Annotated in this window: 19 protein-coding genes and 1 tRNA gene; 10 read left to right on the top strand and 10 right to left on the bottom strand. The window is 60.6% G+C overall.

The window, feature by feature from the left end; all coding sequences use genetic code 11:
• Positions 1-2 precede the first annotated feature (2 nt).
• The 3 genes from cysD to J7557_RS03725 form a co-directional block, all read right to left on the bottom strand.
• A complete protein-coding gene (gene cysD / locus J7557_RS03735; RefSeq protein WP_291417445.1) occupies positions 3-911 on the bottom strand; it encodes a sulfate adenylyltransferase subunit CysD in 909 nt (302 codons plus the stop codon).
• A gap of 270 nt (positions 912-1181) precedes the next feature.
• Positions 1182-1257, bottom strand: a tRNA-Thr gene (locus J7557_RS03730).
• A 56-nt stretch (positions 1258-1313) separates the two neighbouring features.
• Positions 1314-1472 carry a hypothetical protein gene (locus tag J7557_RS03725; protein ID WP_291417443.1) on the bottom strand — a complete coding sequence of 53 codons (159 nt, stop codon included), beginning with the start codon at positions 1470-1472 and terminating at the stop codon, positions 1314-1316.
• A gap of 361 nt (positions 1473-1833) precedes the next feature.
• On the opposite strand from J7557_RS03725, the gene J7557_RS03720 reads away from it, so the two are divergent.
• Complete coding sequence (locus tag J7557_RS03720) at positions 1834-2610, top strand: NAD kinase (RefSeq protein WP_291417442.1); 777 nt, start codon at positions 1834-1836, stop codon at positions 2608-2610.
• Positions 2611-2616: 6 nt separating this feature from the next.
• Here J7557_RS03720 and J7557_RS03715 read toward each other — a convergent pair whose 3' ends face one another.
• From J7557_RS03715 to J7557_RS03705, 3 genes are all read right to left on the bottom strand, one after another.
• Positions 2617-3822, bottom strand: a complete 1206-nt coding sequence (locus J7557_RS03715; protein ID WP_291417440.1) for a DUF2336 domain-containing protein — start codon at positions 3820-3822, stop codon at positions 2617-2619.
• Between the two features lie 78 nt (positions 3823-3900).
• Positions 3901-4701, bottom strand: coding sequence for a transglycosylase SLT domain-containing protein (locus tag J7557_RS03710; RefSeq protein WP_291417438.1), 801 nt, complete (start codon positions 4699-4701; stop codon positions 3901-3903).
• A 77-nt stretch (positions 4702-4778) separates the two neighbouring features.
• Positions 4779-5357 carry a nitroreductase gene (locus tag J7557_RS03705; protein WP_291417436.1) on the bottom strand — a complete coding sequence of 193 codons (579 nt, stop codon included), beginning with the start codon at positions 5355-5357 and terminating at the stop codon, positions 4779-4781.
• Between the two features lie 167 nt (positions 5358-5524).
• Between J7557_RS03705 and J7557_RS03700 the strand changes: the two genes are divergently transcribed.
• Together J7557_RS03700 and J7557_RS03695 are read left to right on the top strand one after the other, a co-directional pair.
• The gene (locus tag J7557_RS03700) at positions 5525-6499 is read left to right on the top strand and encodes a hypothetical protein (RefSeq protein WP_291417434.1); all 975 of its coding nucleotides are present in this window, start codon (positions 5525-5527) and stop codon (positions 6497-6499) included.
• The gene (locus J7557_RS03695) at positions 6486-7007 is read left to right on the top strand and encodes a GNAT family protein (protein WP_291417432.1); all 522 of its coding nucleotides are present in this window, start codon (positions 6486-6488) and stop codon (positions 7005-7007) included. Before J7557_RS03700 ends, J7557_RS03695 begins: the two co-directional genes overlap by 14 nt.
• Before the next feature lie 19 nt (positions 7008-7026).
• On the opposite strand, the gene hisI is transcribed toward J7557_RS03695, so the two are convergent.
• On the bottom strand, positions 7027-7476 hold the full coding sequence (hisI, locus tag J7557_RS03690) for a phosphoribosyl-AMP cyclohydrolase (RefSeq protein WP_291417430.1): 450 nt from the start codon (positions 7474-7476) through the stop codon (positions 7027-7029).
• A gap of 108 nt (positions 7477-7584) precedes the next feature.
• On the opposite strand from hisI, the gene J7557_RS03685 reads away from it, so the two are divergent.
• The gene (locus J7557_RS03685) at positions 7585-8004 is read left to right on the top strand and encodes an EVE domain-containing protein (RefSeq protein ID WP_291417428.1); all 420 of its coding nucleotides are present in this window, start codon (positions 7585-7587) and stop codon (positions 8002-8004) included.
• A 121-nt stretch (positions 8005-8125) separates the two neighbouring features.
• On the opposite strand, the gene J7557_RS03680 is transcribed toward J7557_RS03685, so the two are convergent.
• Positions 8126-8959 (bottom strand): AraC family transcriptional regulator, encoded by an 834-nt coding sequence (locus tag J7557_RS03680; RefSeq protein ID WP_291417426.1) that lies wholly within the window; start codon positions 8957-8959, stop codon positions 8126-8128.
• Positions 8960-9042: 83 nt separating this feature from the next.
• Entirely contained in the window at positions 9043-9666 is a 624-nt protein-coding gene (gene folE / locus J7557_RS03675) for a GTP cyclohydrolase I FolE (RefSeq protein ID WP_291417424.1), read from the bottom strand.
• 144 nt (positions 9667-9810) lie between these two features.
• On the opposite strand from folE, the gene J7557_RS03670 reads away from it, so the two are divergent.
• From J7557_RS03670 to J7557_RS03645, 6 genes are all read left to right on the top strand, one after another.
• Positions 9811-10263 (top strand): iron-sulfur cluster assembly scaffold protein, encoded by a 453-nt coding sequence (locus J7557_RS03670; RefSeq protein ID WP_291417422.1) that lies wholly within the window; start codon positions 9811-9813, stop codon positions 10261-10263.
• 11 nt (positions 10264-10274) lie between these two features.
• On the top strand, positions 10275-10574 hold the full coding sequence (gene yidD, locus J7557_RS03665) for a membrane protein insertion efficiency factor YidD (protein ID WP_291418285.1): 300 nt from the start codon (positions 10275-10277) through the stop codon (positions 10572-10574).
• Between the two features lie 262 nt (positions 10575-10836).
• Entirely contained in the window at positions 10837-12825 is a 1989-nt protein-coding gene (thrS, locus tag J7557_RS03660; RefSeq protein WP_291417421.1) for a threonine--tRNA ligase, read from the top strand.
• A 2-nt stretch (positions 12826-12827) separates the two neighbouring features.
• Positions 12828-13058, top strand: coding sequence for a hypothetical protein (locus J7557_RS03655; RefSeq protein ID WP_291417419.1), 231 nt, complete (start codon positions 12828-12830; stop codon positions 13056-13058).
• Positions 13059-13073: 15 nt separating this feature from the next.
• Complete coding sequence (arfB, locus tag J7557_RS03650) at positions 13074-13505, top strand: alternative ribosome rescue aminoacyl-tRNA hydrolase ArfB (protein WP_291417417.1); 432 nt, start codon at positions 13074-13076, stop codon at positions 13503-13505.
• A gap of 10 nt (positions 13506-13515) precedes the next feature.
• Positions 13516-14892, top strand: a complete 1377-nt coding sequence (locus J7557_RS03645; RefSeq protein ID WP_291417415.1) for a phosphomannomutase — start codon at positions 13516-13518, stop codon at positions 14890-14892.
• A 125-nt stretch (positions 14893-15017) separates the two neighbouring features.
• Here the strand turns inward: J7557_RS03645 and J7557_RS03640 are convergent, their stop codons facing one another.
• Complete coding sequence (locus tag J7557_RS03640) at positions 15018-16811, bottom strand: hypothetical protein (RefSeq protein ID WP_291417413.1); 1794 nt, start codon at positions 16809-16811, stop codon at positions 15018-15020.
• Between the last annotated feature and the right edge of the window lie 86 nt (positions 16812-16897).

Raw genomic sequence — 16897 nt, 5'->3', positions numbered from 1 at the left:
ACTCAGAAATAGCCTTCCTGCTTCTTCTTTTCCATCGAGCCGACAGAATCGCTGTCAATCAGCCGGCCCTCGCGCTCGGAGGTGCGGCTTGCCTGCATTTCCATGATGATCGAAGGCAGGTCGGCGGCGTCGGACCGAATGGCGCCGGTCAGCGGGTAGCAGCCAAGAGTGCGGAAGCGCACGGTTTCGTTGCGCGGCGTCTCGCCGGCCTCGAGGGGCAAGCGTGCATCATCCACCATTATCAAGGTGCCGGAACGCTCGACCACTGGCCGAGGCTTGGCGAAATAGAGCGGCACGATCGGGATGTTCTGGTCGTAAATGTAAGTCCAGACGTCCAGCTCGGTCCAATTGGAGATCGGGAAGACGCGCATGCTCTCTCCCGGATTGAGGCGCGTATTGAACGTGCGCCAGAGCTCGGGCCGCTGGTTCTTGGGGTCCCAGGCATGACTGGCATTGCGGTGCGAAAAGACGCGTTCCTTGGCGCGCGACTTTTCCTCGTCGCGCCGTGCTCCGCCGATAGCCGCATCATAGCGACCGGCATTGAGCGCCTGGCGCAGCGCCGCTGTTTTCATGATGTCGGTATATCGGGACGAGCCATGATCGAAGGGGTTGATACCGTCGCGCACGCCGTCCTGATTGGTATGGGTGATGAGATCGAACCCATATTCCTCAGCGGTCCTGTCGCGAAAAGCGATCATTTCCTTGAACTTGAACGTCGTATCGACATGCAGCAGCGGAAACGGAATCTTGCTCGGAAAAAACGCCTTGCGCGCCAGATGTAGCAGGACGCTCGAATCCTTGCCGATCGAATACATCATCACGGGGCGTTCGAAGCTCGCCGCAACCTCGCGCAAAATCTCGATGCTCTCCGCTTCCAGAGACTGCAGATGGGTGAGACGAGTTGAGGTCACGTTGGTCCAGCCTGTTAAGATGGCGATCCGCTATATGAAGCTTGTACCTACTTGTGGAATCCCCTTCCCAGCAAGCTAGAAAATGCCTGAAACGCTGGGGTTTCAGGGGCTTGGGGCAAAATAGTGCGGGGCTGCTTCGCACACTGATAAAGCTCTCCATAGCGGCGCCCGCGATAGCCTCATACCGCTCGCCACGACCCGCAGACGCGCAAAAATAATTCTACGCGCCACAAAAAGGAACGGCCAGATATTGGTGCGTGGGAGGAAGTGTGGTGCCGGCAACAGGGTTCGAACCCGTGACCCCCTGATTACAAATCAGGTGCTCTACCAACTGAGCTATACCGGCTTGCTGAGGGCCGTTTAGCATTGGGGATCGGTACCCGCAAGGCACTTGGAGCAACGCTATTGGCGTCGCGTGTTATCCGGCGCCTTTTTCTTGGGATCGACGGGCTGCTCGATCACTTCCCTCTCTCCCTTATGCCCAAGATCATCGACATTATCGTCCATCTGGTGGCCCGGCCGAGTTTCATTCGGCGCCGGCGTAGATTTTTGTTTTTCCATCTCAGCTCTCCTTTCCAAAGGAGCAACCCACGAGCTGGAGCGAAGTTCCCGGCTCCCACGGGCTCCCTTGTGCGTCCAGAACCCAAAGCAAACACGCGGTCACCCCGGTGAAGTGCCCTCCTCTAGCGCCATCATCAAAGCGCCGATGCGCCTCTCCCCGTCAAAAGCGGCGGTGATTGTTTTTCTCGACCTGCGCCGACCGAAATCTCCGTGCTCCCAAAAGCAATCACTCGCCTTTCGGTCCCGCTTTTGCTACTAGCAACCCCGTGTTCGAGCGACACTTCGCACTCGGTGAACATCACCCGAGCGTAGCAACAAAGAAGTGCCATTTGGCACTACCTGAATTCGATCGGGGGGCCATGTGAGCGGTTCTGCACTGCCTCGCGTAGCGATTGTGACCAATGAAACGCCTGGTTCCGAGGTCGCTGCGGAGCGTCTCCGCGCGGTTCTGGGCACTGTTTCCACCGACGACGCCGACTATGTCATCGCTCTCGGGGGCGACGGCCTGATGTTGCAGACACTTCACCGCGTCATGCCGCATGGGACACCTGTTTACGGCATGAATTTTGGCTCGGTCGGCTTCATGATGAACGACTATGCCGAGGCAGATATTGTCGAGCGCCTCCAATCGGCGCAGCGTACGAAAATCTACCCGCTATCGATGGAGGTGCTCGACGCCTCCGGCAAGCGCCGCGTCGCCCTCGCCCTCAACGAGGTCTCGCTGTTCCGTTCGACCCATCAGGCGGCCAAGATCCAGATTGCGGTCGATAATGAAATCCGCCTCGACGAACTGATTTGCGACGGAATTCTGCTGTCCACGCCGGCCGGTTCGACCGCCTACAATCTTTCGGCGCACGGCCCGATTCTGCCGATCGAAGCGCCATTGCTCGCGCTGACGCCGATCTCGCCCTTCCGCCCGCGCCGCTGGCGAGGTGCGATTCTGAGCAACCGGGCAGAGGTGCGCTTCGTGTTGCACGAGGCCGAAAAGCGTCCGGTCAGCGCTGTCGCCGACAATATCGAAATCCAGAATGTGCGCGAGGTCACGGTGCGCGAGGACCGCTCGCACGGCGTGACGCTGCTCTTTGATCCGGGCAAGAGCCTCGAAGAGCGCGTGCTGAGCGAACAATTCAAATTCTAGACTCGGTCACGCGGCCGGCAATTCTAGCATCGGTTCACTTGCTGCAGGTGGCAATGCCATTGCTAGGTGAGTTGTTTCGGCAAAGGCGCGCATGACGCCGCGCGCTGCCTTGCGCGCCAGTGCGATATTCTGCTCGCTGAGATAGGCAAAGGTCTCTTCCAGCGCCGGCGGAATCACCCCGTCATGCTCGTTGATCAATTCCTCGGTCAGCGCTGTAACCACATAGTGCCGCGCGGTGATGTCATCGGCGAGGTCTGCCGTGCGCGCGTAAAGCACGAGCTGCACCAATACCTTGCCAAGGTCAGCCGATATGCCGGCGCGCATGAACAGCGCCGAAAGCGCGGCGCGGCTGCCGCTTTCGAGCAGCGTGAAGACCTTTTCGCGCGACACCTCGGCCAATTCGGCAATGCAGGATGCGAAGAACATGACATGGCCGGTGACAACCGCGTGGAGAAGAATGCGCGAGTTGAGCTGGCTCGATCCGACCAGCCCCTGCACGAAGTCGCGCCTTTGCTGGCAGGCTTCGTTTTCACCGATCGAGGATAGCGCCGTGTCCGAGCCATCGCGCAGCAAACGGGCCAATCGATCCGGCGCCAGGGCACCACGGACGAGACGCAGTTCCCGCAGGGCTTCGGTGACGCGCTGGACCAGAATCAGGCGCGCCGGTGCGGGCAAGTCCGGTCGTGACAGCAAGGCGCCTCGCATTTTTGCGTCTTGGCCTTGGCTTCGGGCCAATTCTATCAGGAGCTCGGATTCCACGGAGATGTCGGCGCGGCGAACGACGTGCTCGGTGATATTCCGATCCTGCCGGGCAATGAGTTCGGCGGCAATGCGCGGCGAAAGTTTGCTGCGCTGGGCGATGGCCAGCCAGATCGACTGGTCGCCCTTGCGGACGCAGCCGAGCAGGTCGGCATCGATAAGTATCGGCGAATACTGCAGAATCGCGCGCGAAATGATCGGACTATCCTGCAGCAGGGCGATCATGATGGGTCGCGGCGCATCAAGTGAATGCAGCAGCCCATAGGCCAACGCGGCACGGACTTTTACGGAAGGGTCGTCGAGGAAACTGATCAGCGCAGCATAAAGCGCTGCATGTTCGTCGGCGGGACCATTGTGGTCGAGAAAAGCCAAGGCAGCTAGGTGAGCCGCGTGGCCGCGCTCATCGCTATCATTGGACCGGGACAGCCGGACGAACTCGCTATACTCGATCATTACTCTCTCCACACCCGAGCAGAGAAAGCCTAACTGAGACTATTTAAGGAACCGTTCACCATAAACAGCAAGCCGCTGTTAACGGGCGTAAAGCTGGGTGAAGAAGGCGGAGCCGCCGGCCGGCGGGGCCTCGGCTTCTTCGGGAACGGTCTTGAAGAGGCCGGTAAAAGACATGTTTTCCGTCGAGAATCGCGAGGGAACGACGGGCAGCGGCTCCGGCTGACTGCCGCCCTGCCCGGCCATCTGCTGGGTAGAAAACGCAGCATTTGTAACACCCTCGTGCTTGGCGACGAGGGCGCGGTAGACATCGCGAATGGTGCGTGGCTGGCCGTTGCTGTAGAAAATCGCCTGGTTGGCGTCGGCCTGGCGGGGGAAGAGGTTGACCGCCAGTTGGTCGGGGTCTTCGAGGCCGGCCTTGAACATGCGCTCGGCGCCTTCGGCACCGAGGAAGTGGGCGATATAGAGTTCACCGGCGCTCGGGTTGCGGCCGAATCTGGATTTCAGGTATTCGCCGTTGGAGCGCGTGAAAGCGGCGGCGAGATCGGCGGCGATCTGCGGGTCTTCGCGGAGTTTGAGGATTTCGGCTTTGCGCGCGGGGTCGGCGACCGTGTAGCTGCCGTCGCTACGCCGTTGAATTTCATTGGCAATATTGCCGTAGCCCAGCCGCGGCCCCTCTTGCTTCATCACCTGCAGCCAGGTGCCTTCGAGGAACTGAAAGAGGCCGACCGCCGACGAGGTGCTGGCTTTTGCAGACGGGTTGAGGCTGCTTTCGCGCATCGCCGTCTGCAAAAGATAGGAGAAGTCCACGCCGCTGCGGTTGCCGGCCGCGGTGAGCGCGGTGGCCAGATTCTGCGGAACGGAGATGGACTGGACGCCCATTAGCAGCCTGAGGTTTCAGCGAAGACTACGTTAACCTCTGCATTATTATCGCTAATAGACTGTTAACGTCGAGATTGTCACGGGCGCCATTCTGTCACGATTTCGGCCAGGTCGGGACGCGGACGGTCTTCAATGGTCGTCGTCGGGGTGCCGATATGGACGAAACCGACGAAACGCTCATCCTCTTTGGCGCCGAGCATGGCGGCAGCTTCCGTGTCGAACGTGTACCAGCGCGTGATCCAGGTCGCGGCATAGCCGAGGGCATAGGCGCCGTGGACGAGGTTGAAGGCGACATTGCCGGCGGACAGCAGTTGCTCGAATTCCGGAATTTTTACGTGTGGCTTCGCCGTCGAGATGACGCCGATGACCAGTGGTGCGGGCAGGAACTGGCGGCGCTCGATTTCGAGGCCGGCTTCATCGAGTTCGGGGCGCTTGCGCTTGGCGATCTCGGCGAGCTTCTCGCCGGCCGCTGCGCGGGCATTGCCCGAGAAGAGCACCAGACGCCAGGGCGCGAGCTTGCCGTGATCGGGAACGCGCGTCGCGATGGTGAGCAGCGTCTGCAGATCGTCGCCGGTCGGGGCGGGTTCGGCGAGAAAGGCCTGACCGACGGAACGGCGGGTAAGAAGGTGGTCGCGCAGGGCTGGGTTGACGGGCATGGTCTATCCTTGAGGGCAGCTTGAAACGGGCGGGCCTTAGGAAAATGCTTTGACCCAAACCGGCACCGGTTTTCAAGCCGTTCCGAGTGTGACACAGCTTTTCCGTAATCGCGCCCTAGCTTGGAAAGAGTCGGGGCCCCTGACCTTCTCTATTGGCCCGAACAACCATGCTGCCTGTATATCGCCTGATTGCCTGTGCCATTCTCGGCTTAGCGAGCGTGACGCTCGTCCCTGCTCCCGTTTCCTTCGCCCAGGAAAACGCCGAGATCCCGCCCCTGCCCCGTCCGCGTCCTGATCCCAATAACCTGCCGCCGGCTCCGGCTGCACCGGCACCGGGTACGGCTGCAGACGCGATCGCCGCGGTAACCAATGTGCCGCAGTCAGTGACGCTTACCGCAAGGATCACGCAGGAAGGCCCGTCGATTCCCGAAGGTGTCGTCTGGCGTGTGTTCGACAGCGTGCCTGATGCTCAGGGGAACATGACCCTGGTCGCGAAATCAGAGGAATCGACGGCGCGGCTTGATCTGCCGCCGGGCGAGTATGTGGTGCACGCAGCGTATGGGCGGGCGCAGCTCAGCGAATCCTTGTCGGTGGTTCCGGGCAATAATGAAAAGGTCGTCGACCTCGAAGCAGGCGCCTTGCGACTGAATTCGGCAGTGACGGGCGACATTCCGATCGCGCCGACCCAATTGCGCTTCGACATTTTCACTGCCGGCGATGAAGCGAGCCGTGTGCTGATCGCGGAAAACCTGCCGCCCAATGACATCGTCACGCTTAACGCGGGGACCTATCACATCGTCTCGCATTTCGGGACGATCAATGCCGTGGTGCGGGCCGACTTGCGGGTGGAGGCAGGCGAACTGACGGACGCGACGCTCTATCATCATGCGAGCGAAGTGTCGTTCCGGCTGGTTTCCGAAGAAGGCGGCGAGGCGATTGCCGACGTCGAGTGGACCGTGAAGACGCCGGATGGCGCGACCGTATTTACGGATCGTGGGGCGTTTCCGGCCACGGTGCTGGCTGAGGGCGACTACCTGATTTTCGCTAAGCAGGGCGAAAAGGTCTACAATCGCGAGGTGCAGGTGGTTTCGGGCGGATCGCGCGAAATCGAAGTGCTGACGAGTGTGTATGGCGGGGCCTGAGGCGTTCCGTGGCGCACCGCTGCGCACTGCGGTGCAAGACCTCGTCCTTAAGGAACTGGGACCGGCAGACGCAGAGGCCTTTCATGCGCTCGTGCAAAACAACCGAGCGCATCTGACGTCCTACGGGGATTTCGAGCAGGAAGTGGCCGCGCCCCTTGAGAAGTGGACCGCTGAATTTGCTTCAGCCCCAAATGCTGGCTGCCGCTTCGGTATTTTCCTTGCGGGGCGTCTTATTGGCCGTGTGGACATAATTGCCGTTGATCCTCCCAGGTACAGCATCGGCTACTGGCTGGAGGAAGCGGCGGTTGGTCGTGGGTATGCAGGGGCCGCAGTTGCAAGACTTGTGACATTGGCGCGCGAGGAACTTAGCGCGTCGGATCTCTATGCTGGCGTAACGCATGGCAATGTCCGAAGCGAAGCCCTATTGGGGCGTCTAGGGTTTGCGCCTGTGGCTAATTTCGAGCGGTACAAGCGGTATCATTTGCCTATACGGCGTTCGACCGTGTGAGCGCCGAGCAGAGTAAACACTAATTCCCGTAGACATCCTTCGGATCGAACAGCTTTGGCAGGCCGGTGTCCTCGAGCTTGGCTATGCCGTTTTCGGTTTCGACGCTGCGATAGAAGCAGCTCTTGCGGCCGGTGTGGCAGGCGGCTCCGCGGCCCGTCTGGCGGACAGTCATGACCAGGCAGTCCTGATCGCAGTCCGTGCGCATCTCGACCACTTCCTGCAGTTCGCCGGAAGTTTCACCCTTCTTCCAGATGGCTTTGCGGGAACGAGACCAATAGTGGGCGATGCCGGTATCCAAGGTCAGACCAAGGGTCTCGGCGTTCATATGTGCGACCATGAGGACGTCCTTGCTGCCTTCTTCGATCGTCACGACGGTAATGAGGCCATGCGCGTCGAAGCGTGGCGCGAAGACCGTGCCTTCTTCGAGTTGATTGTGGTCCAGCGTCGTCGGATCGGCAAATGTGGTCATGCGGCACCTTAAAAGTGTTTCGAGGCTCTAGCGCGCATTGCCCGCAAATACCACTGCCGAAAACTGGCAGGTCGGGGACGTATATATTCCGCCGAACGGAGACCGATCATGACGAAATATTGGATAGCAGTGGCTTCAGCAGAGCATGCGCGGCGCGGCAAGGTCGGATTCATGCAGGTCAATCACGGAAAGAAAACGCCTCTTCAGCGCATTCGGGCCGGTGACGGCGTGACCTACTATTCGCCGGCCGAAACCATCCGTGGCAAGGATCGACTGCAAAGTTTTACGACAATCGGCCGGGTACAGGACGAGGATCTATACCAAGGCGAGATGGGTGGTGACTTCATTCCCTGGCGTCGCAATGTCGACTATGTCGATGCGCGCGAGGCGCCGATCGCTCCCTTGCTGGACTGCCTCGACTTTACGCGCGGCAACCGCAACTGGGGCTACAAGATGCGATTGGGCCTGTTCGAGATTTCCGAGCACGATTTTCGCGCCATTGCCAACGCTATGCAGGCCGATATCTGAACGCCGCTCAAGCCGCCGGACTTGGCTCAGCCGTTTGAGGTGGCGAAAGCAGTGGTCATGATGCGCACCTCTGGCTCGGGTGCCGAGGCTGTAGCGCGCATCACGACCGAGCGCCAGTGCCTCAGCTCTTGAGGCCGAACCAGATTTCGATATCGCCACTGCCGCTGCGGCCATCGAAGGCTGGCCCATAATATTCGAGGAAGCTGTAGGTCGCCTCGCTCGTTTCGTAGCCCTTGGCAGTCAGCCACTTTTCTCCGGCGCCGATGGTTTGGCGGATGGTGGAAAGGTCGCCCTTGTGCTCGAAGCGGGCCCATTTGAGCGCAGGCACCGCAACCAGTTCGAGATCGGGCGGTGCGTCGGCCCCTGCGCGCATTTCCATGGCGGAGACATATTCGAACCGGTCATCGGCAATCTCGCCGATGATGCCGTAGGCGGCACCCGCAATGGCCCCATCGATATGGCCTATATAGGGCTGGAAGCGCTGCCATTGGGCAGGCAGGCCCGCGGGATTGTTCATGTTGTGACGCTCGGCAATGCCGGCGAAATACATGGCGGGGCGGTTTTCGAACCGGGGTGGTTCGATGGTGACTTGAGCTTGAACATCCATTCTTAGAGGCTCCACAAGGGTAATCCCTTCAAGATTGCGCCTTTGCCGAACCATTTGCGGCGTGACGCCGAACTGGTCGCCGAAAGCGCGGGTGAATGCCTCATGCGAATTGTAGCCAGCGTCGAGCGCCACCGAAAGGATATCGGGAGCGCCTTCGGCCAATTGGCGGGCCGCATCGCTCAGGCGTCTTGCCCGGAGATAAGCCGTGACCGAATAGCCGGTCACCAGGGGAAAGATGCGCGAGAGATAGCTTTTGGACAGCCCGGTCACTTCCGCAAGCTCATCGAGCCCCAACGGCTCGCGCGAGCGGCTTTCGAGAACCCAGAGCATTTTGGAGACAACTGACATGGCATGAACCCGCTTGAGACGGGTATTCTATGCCATAATGGGGAGAAGCGCATTTGATCGCGCTTGTCCTATGTCGGAAGAGTCTAGCGGCGCGAAATCATCGCGAAGAAGCGATCTTGCTCGACGCGGTCTTCGGCGAAGACGCCGGTGAAGCGATGGGTGATCGTCTTCACGTCATGGGCGCGAACGCCGCGCATGGTCATGCACATATGTTCGGCTTCGAGCATGACGGCAGCGCCGCGGGGGCCGAGGTTTTCGTTGATGGCGTCGATGATCTGCGCCGTCATGGTTTCCTGCGTCTGGAGGCGCCGGGCAAACACTTCCACCAGACGCGCAAGCTTGGAGAGGCCGACGACGCCATCGTGCGGCAGATAGGCGATATGCGCCTTGCCGAAGAAGGGCACCATGTGGTGCTCGCAATGGGCATAGAACGGAATATCGCGCACGAAAACGATATCGTCGTAGCCGCCGACCTCGCGGAACATCTTGGAGAGGACGTCTTTGGGGTCCTGCCCGTATCCGGCGAAAAGCTCTTCATAGGCCTTGGCCACGCGCGCCGGCGTTTCAAGAAGCCCCTCGCGGGTCGGATCGTCGCCGGCCCAGGCGATCAGCGTGCGAACGGCGGCTTCCGCCTCTTCGCGGCTGGGGCGCGGCAGAGAAGTGGACGTGGCAGGCGCGGGAAAGGGCAGCTTTACGGTCGCGTCCAATGGATCACTCCTAACTCGGGAACCGAAGGCACTACGGTGTCGCCGGCAGTTTGGACCACAAGAAAGCGCTTGGCTCTGGCAGTCCGTGTCGGACCCTCTATATAGAAGGAGCACAAGACGGGAACAAGAAGCCAGATTTTCTCTATGGCGCTGATTGAGCTTTATTCGGACAAGATTCTCGACATCGCCGCAAACGCATTGCAGCCCGGGCGGTTGCCTGCGCCAGATGCCTCATCGCGAAAAGTCAGTCGCATCTGTGGCTCGGTGATCGAGGTAGATATCGTCGTGAGCGATGGTGTCATCACCAGCTATGGGCACGAGGTTTCGGCCTGCGCGCTCGGGCAGACGTCGGCGGCGATTGTGGCGCGTGAAATCGTCGGGACAAGGGCCGACGATTTTCTGGCGCTGGCAAAGCAAATGCGTGAGATGTTGAAGGCTGAAGGTGCGCCGCCGGATGGAAGGTGGTCGGACCTGGTCTATCTTGAGCCGGTGCGGGAGTTTCCAGCGCGGCATGCATCGACGCTGCTGGTGTTTGATGCCGTTGTGGATGCGATAGAGAAAACATCAATAGAACAGATTATTACGTCGAAAATCTGATGCAGAACGTTATGGAATACGTGCTGCGGGCGATCGATTTTCCGTTCAAGGTTGCGGCGATCCTGTTGATCACCATCTATCGCTACACGCTCTCCGCTTTCGCCGGGCGGACCTGCCGGCACCTGCCGACCTGCTCGGAATATACGCGGGACGCGATCTGGCAGTTCGGCTTTTGGCCTGGCGGCTGGATGGGGCTTTCGCGGTTCGTCCGCTGCCGGCCGGGCGGGACCCATGGATATGATCCAGTTCCGGAGGCTGTGCCGACAGAAGCACGGTGGTATCGGCCTTGGACCTATGGCCGGTGGAAGTGAGGCGGCTCGTGACGACATCCCAGTAGACCTCATCCTGAGCTTGTCGAAGGACGAGGTCGTGGCACTCGGGCCTCCACTCGCTCGACCCCGTGGTTCGAGGCTGCGCTACGCTCCGCACCTCACCATGAGGTCTTTGAGGTAGCAGTGCCGCTCGAATGAGAGCTGCGGTATGCCCTTAGGGCTGGCACGGCGCGAAAAGCATGCTATTCAGGCCGCCTTGCAGCGATTGGCGCTGCATATTCCTTTATTCTGGAGACTGAAAATGTCGATCAAGGTGACGTTCCCCGATGGTGCAGCTCGCGAATTTCCGCGCGGCACCACCGGCACCACCGTGGTCGAAGGCATCTCCAAGAGCCTGGCCAAGAAGACCATTGCCATGCGCTGGAACGGCGTGCTCTCCGATCTTTCGGATGCGCTCGACGCCGACGGCAAGATCGAGTTCGTGACGCGCGATTCCGGGTCCAAGGATGCGCTCGAGCTCATTCGCCATGACGCGGCTCACGTTCTGGCCGAGGCCGTGCAGGAGCTTTGGCCCGATACGCAGGTGACCATTGGTCCGGTGATCGAGAACGGCTTCTACTACGACTTCTACCGTCCGGCCGGTCCGTTCACGGAAGATGAGCTGCGCGTCATCGAAAAGAAGATGAGCGAAATCATCGAGCGTGGTGCGGCCTTCACCAAGGAAGTGTGGTCGCGCGACCAGGCCAAGGACTGGTTCGAAGCCAAGGGCGAGGCCTTCAAGGTCGAGCTGGTGGACGCGATTCCGGCTGACCAGTCGATCAAAATGTATGCGCAGGGCCAGTGGAAAGACCTTTGCCGCGGCCCGCACATGCGGACCGTGAAGGATGTCGGCCAGGCGTTCAAGCTGACCAAGGTGGCCGGCGCCTATTGGCGTGGCGACAGCAATCGTGAAGTGCTGAGCCGCATTTACGGCACGGCTTTCCCGACCAAGGAGGAGCTCGACGCTTACCTCGTCATGGTCGAAGAGGCCGAAAAGCGCGACCATCGCAAGATTGGCCAGGACCTAGATCTGTTCCACTTCCAGGCTGAAGCGCAGGGCTCGGTGTTCTGGCACCCGCGCGGTTTCGTCATCTACAACCAGATGGAAGCCTATATCCGTCGTCGTCTCAATTCCTCGGGCTATGTGGAAGTGAAGACGCCGCAGTTGATGCATTCCAAGTTCTGGGAAATGTCCGGCCACTGGGGCAAGTACCGCGAAAACATGTTCGTGGTGCCTGACCAGGTGCCGAACACGGACGATGACAAGCCGATCTTCGAGAACGATGGCGACCTGTTGGCGCTGAAGCCGATGAACTGCCCGGCGCACGTGCAGATCTTCAACCAGGGCATCAAGAGCTATCGCGACCTGCCGCTGCGAATGGCCGAGTTTGGCTGCTGTCACCGCAACGAGGCCCATGGCGCACTCCATGGCCTGATGCGCGTGCGGCAGATGACCCAGGACGACGCGCATATCTTCTGCCGCGAGGACCAGATCCAGAGCGAGACGGAGCACTTTGTGCACCTGCTCTACTCGGTTTATGGCCACCTCGGGTTCGACAATGTTGTCATCAAGCTCGCAACGCGGCCGGAGAAGTTCGGCGGCACGATCGAGCGTTGGGATGCGGCCGAGAAGGCGCTGGGCGATGCCCTGCGTGCGACCGGCTATGACTTCGAGATCGCCGAAGGCGAAGGCGCCTTCTATGCGCCGAAACTCGAATTCCATCTCAAGGATGCGATCGGTCGTTCATGGCAGGTTGGTACGCTGCAGCTCGACTATGTGCTGCCCGAACGCCTCGGCGCGACATATGTGGCCGAGGACGGTAGCCGGCAGTTTGCCGTGATGCTGCATCGCGCGATTCTCGGATCGCTCGAGCGCTTCATCGGCATCCTGATCGAGAACCATGCCGGCAAGATGCCGATGTGGCTGGCACCGACCCAGGTTGTCGTGGCGACCATCGTTTCGGAGGCTGATGAATATGGCCAGAAGCTGGTAAACCAGTTGAAGGCCGTGGGCATTCGTGCCGAGCTTGATACCCGCAACGAGAAGATCAACTACAAGGTACGCGAGCACTCGGTGCAGAAGGTGCCGCTGATGTTCGTGGTGGGCAAGCGCGAGGCCGAGGAAGGCACGGTTTCCGTGCGTCGTCTCGGCACCGAGGGCCAGCAGGTTCTGCCGTCGATGGAAGCCATCGTCGCGCTGATGGCCGAAGCGACCCCGCCGGATCTCAAGGATAAGGCACAGGCAGCTTAAGAATGCCGCAGCGTCCATCCAACCGCGAAATGAAGGCGCTCTTCCATCTAGGCGAGGACAATGTCCTCGGCCCGGATGACTTCAAGGATGTCGGCGAAAAGGTCTTCGCCGGCATGCTGAAGAAGAAGTGGATCGAGGCCGTCGAAGGTCAGGCCGACAAATATCGGACGACCGAAAAAGGCCGCATCATCCATGATGAAGAGGTCTATTTCACCGGGCGCTGGAAACGCTAGGAAAGGAGCGGGATCGTGGCTGACCCAATCGCCATTACCCGCTCCGTTTCGATCGATCCATCAGAGATCGAGGAGACGTTCGTGCGCGGCACCGGTGCCGGCGGGCAGAACGTCAACAAGGTGGCGAGCGCGGTGCAGCTGCGCTTTGACCTGCAGAATTCTCCGAACATTCCAGAGCCGATGAAGCGGCGTGTGGCGGCGCTGGCGGGGAGCCGGCTGACCAAGGATGGCGTGATTGTCATTCTGGCCAATATTCATCGCGATCAGCCGCTGAACAGGGCCGAAGCACAGGCGCGACTCGTTGCGCTGCTGCGGGAGGGGGCTTATCCGCCCAAGCCGCGGATTGCGACGCGCCCTACCCTCGCCTCGAAGACTCGGCGGCTGGATGCGAAGACCAATCGATCCGGTATCAAGCAGGGCCGTGGTCGGCCGCGCTTTGACGAATAGGACTACTTTCATGAGCCTCAAATTTGGAACCAGCGGTGTGCGTGGGCTTGTCACTGACCTCGAGGGGCAGCCGGCGCGGCGGTATGTGGCGGCGTTCCTGAAGCATTTGCAGGCTTCGGGGCAGATGGCAGGCGGGCGCGTGCTGGTCGGATATGACCTCCGGCCGTCGAGCCCGGCCATTGCCGAGGATTGCCTTGCCGCGATTGCGCATGCCGGGTTCGAGCCAGTGGATTGCGGCGCGGTGCCGACGCCGGCTTTGGCGTTGCAGGCGATGACAACGCAGAGTGCGGCCGTGATGATTACGGGGAGCCATATTCCGGCGGACCGCAATGGGCTGAAGTTTTACAAGCCGGCCGGTGAGATCAGTAAATCGGATGAGCAGGGAATCGTCGCAGCACTGTCGAATGTCGACGTGCCGGACCACGATGAATCGGTGCTCGACGAAAATGAGGAAACCATCGAGGCCTATCGCGACCGATGCGTGGATCTGCTGCCGATCGGTGCGCTCGAAGGCGTCAGGGTCGGGGTTTTCGAGCACTCTACAGTGTCGCGGGAACTGATGGGCGAGGTGCTGGCGGTACTTGGCGCGCAGGTCGTGTCGCTGGGGCGCAGCGACGTCTTTGTGCCGGTGGATACCGAGGCGTTTTCGGATGCCCTGTTCGCCCCCCTGCCCGGCTGGGTTCAGGATCAAGAACTCGACGCGATCATCTCGGCCGATGGCGATGCAGATCGGCCGCTGGTGATGGATGGCAATGGCAATTTCGTGCGCGGCGACGCACTGGGCCTCTTGGCGGCGCGGTTCCTGGACGCCAAGACAGTGGTGACGCCGGTGACGTCCAATTCGGCCATCGAGCATACTGGATATTTTGACCAGGTCGTGCGGACACGCGTGGGCTCGCCTTTCGTCGTTGCCGAAATGGAAAAGGCGGAGAAGGTCGTTGGCTTTGAGGCCAATGGCGGCACGTTTGTGGGCAATGGGTTTGACCTGACAGCGCTGCCGACGCGCGATGCCATCCTGCCCGTCATTGCGGTGCTGGGGCTGGCTGCGCGGGAGAAGATTTCGGTGGCTGAACTCGTGTCGCGCCTGCCGCTGCAGGTGGCGGTAGCGGATCGGCTGCAGAATGTGCCGGGGGAGCGGAGTGGTCCGTTCCTGGAGCGGTTGCAGAAGGATGGGGCCTATGCCGCCGAAGTCTTCGCGCCCAACGAGATCGCCGGTGTGAATGCGATCGACGGGCTGCAGTTTCACCTGAGGGGTGGCGAGACCGTGCATTTCCGGGCTTCGGGCAATGCGCCGGAGCTGCGGTCTTATGTCGAGGCCGGGACTGAGGCTAGGGCGAAGGAGCTGCTGGCCTGGTCGATGGCGGCGCTGGAGAAGGCGGTTCGCTGACGTCCCCCACCGGCTGTCATCCCGGCGAAGGCCGGGATCCAACCTGAGATCTCAAGATGGGCCCCAGCCTTCGCCGGGGTGACAATCGCGTTTGTTGGAGAGCGGCCATTTGGCCGCCCCATTTGTCACTTCGCCGAGGCGGTGATGTTGACCTTGCCGATCAGGCTCGTCGGGTCTTCTTCGGCGGTCATGAAGTCGACCATGGAGAGGCCGGGGTCGGCCTTGGCTTCGATACCGATATTGAGCGACTTGGCCGTGCCGCTGACGAACTGGTTGACGGCCGCGCCGAGCTTGGCTGCATCGGCAGCGCCGGCCATCATGCCGATGATGGTGCCTTCGGCGAGGCCGGCGAAGACCGGACGCAGGGTGGCGGGATCGGCGCCCTGTTCGGCGGCAGCGACGGCGAGAATGATGTCCGAGAGCCCGGCATCGGTGACATCGAGGTTGAGGGCCTTGATGGCGACTCCCATGCCGGCCATCAGGGCTTCGTTTTCATCGAGAGAGAACAGGGCTTCGGTGGCATTGGCGATGGTGCCGGAAAGAACGACGGTCGCAAGATCGACGCCCGAGACGGAAACTTCTTCGACATCGATGCTGCTGGTATCGGCATTCCAGGCGGCGGCGAGGCGGAAGCCCGCGTCGATCTTGGTGATGCCAAGGGCGATCAACTGCTTGAGCTGCTCGTCCTGCGTATCTTCCGGCAGCGCGGCGCGGATGCCGCTGGCGGAGGTATCGATGACGCTGGGGATACCGTTGATATAGCTGGAAAGCGACAGGTCGAAATTATCGACATCGGCCACGATGCGTTCGCCGTCGGCGTCTGGATCGGGAATGTCGATGGCAAGGCCGGAGAAGGAGAAGCCGTCAAAGGCAGGGATCAGCGCGCGGGCATTGGCTTCGAGCCAGGATTCGTCAACTTCTTCCGGAGCACCGGCCAGAGCGGCGATGGTCGAGGACAGGTCGAACTGCTTGAGGGTGAAATTGCCCAGGGTGATCGAGCCGTCGCCTTCGACGTTGATCAGGAAGTCGTTCATCGAAATTTGCGGATAGATACCCGGCGACATGCCAGCCATGGTCATGTTGCCGATTTCAAAGGTCATCGGGCGGCCGTCATCATCAGTGCCGGAGCAGGAAAAGCCGTCGAAGGTGAATTCGGAACTTTCGAAGGCGGTGAGAATGTCGGCGTACATCCGCATGAACTTGCCCATGAGGGCCGGATCGGCCATTTCAGGGTCGTCCTCCATCTGCTGGGCCAGCGTCATGATCTCGACGAAGGAGGTCTCGATCGGACGGCCGCGCACCTCGGCGCCGCTGATCGGGCCGAATTCGCAGCTGACGTCTTCCGCTTCGAAAGTGCCGCCTTCCATCAGGAAATCGGCATAGAGCGTTTCCATCTCGGTTGAGCCGCCGCCATCGACGAGACCATAGATGCCCAACATGCCGCCGATGTTAAAATTGGTCGCCGAGGTGCTGCCCATTTCGGCGTGGCCTTCGTCGACCATGAAGCTCGAGCCTTCGATGCTGGCACTGGCTGCGACGCCGTCGACCACATTTTCAAGGACGAGATTGGTGAAGGTCAGGACGCCTTCTTCCTTTGCGCCATCGACGGTGGAGGTTACTGTCAGTACGATTTCGGGAACCGTGATGCTCGATGCATTGAGGTCGGCAAGCGCGTCGGCGTTTTCGACGAGCGCGCCGCTGAGAATCGCCTTGATGGTGTCAGCATCGATGCTGGAATCAACGGCATCGACGCTGGGAATGGAAACTGAGAATTCTGCGGGTTCGGACGCTGCCGCCTGCTCGGCAGGTTTGGTTTTGACCTTCTGCGCCATTGCAGGCGCAGCGGGCAGCGCGACGCTGACCAGACATGCCGCGGCGATCCCTGTCAGGCCACGCCTGGTGACGATGTTCAAAGTCATGTTTTTCTCCCAATTGCAGGCGACGCCAGCACCATGCCGCCCAACTGTCTCGGCTTTAAGGCATATAGGCCTATTTTCGGGCAGGC

This window comes from Devosia sp. (genome assembly GCF_017744655.1).
In the GTDB taxonomy this organism is placed as follows: domain Bacteria; phylum Pseudomonadota; class Alphaproteobacteria; order Rhizobiales; family Devosiaceae; genus Devosia.
Note: the sequence above shows the minus strand (reverse complement) of the source record. Positions and strands in the feature narration are given on the sequence as shown.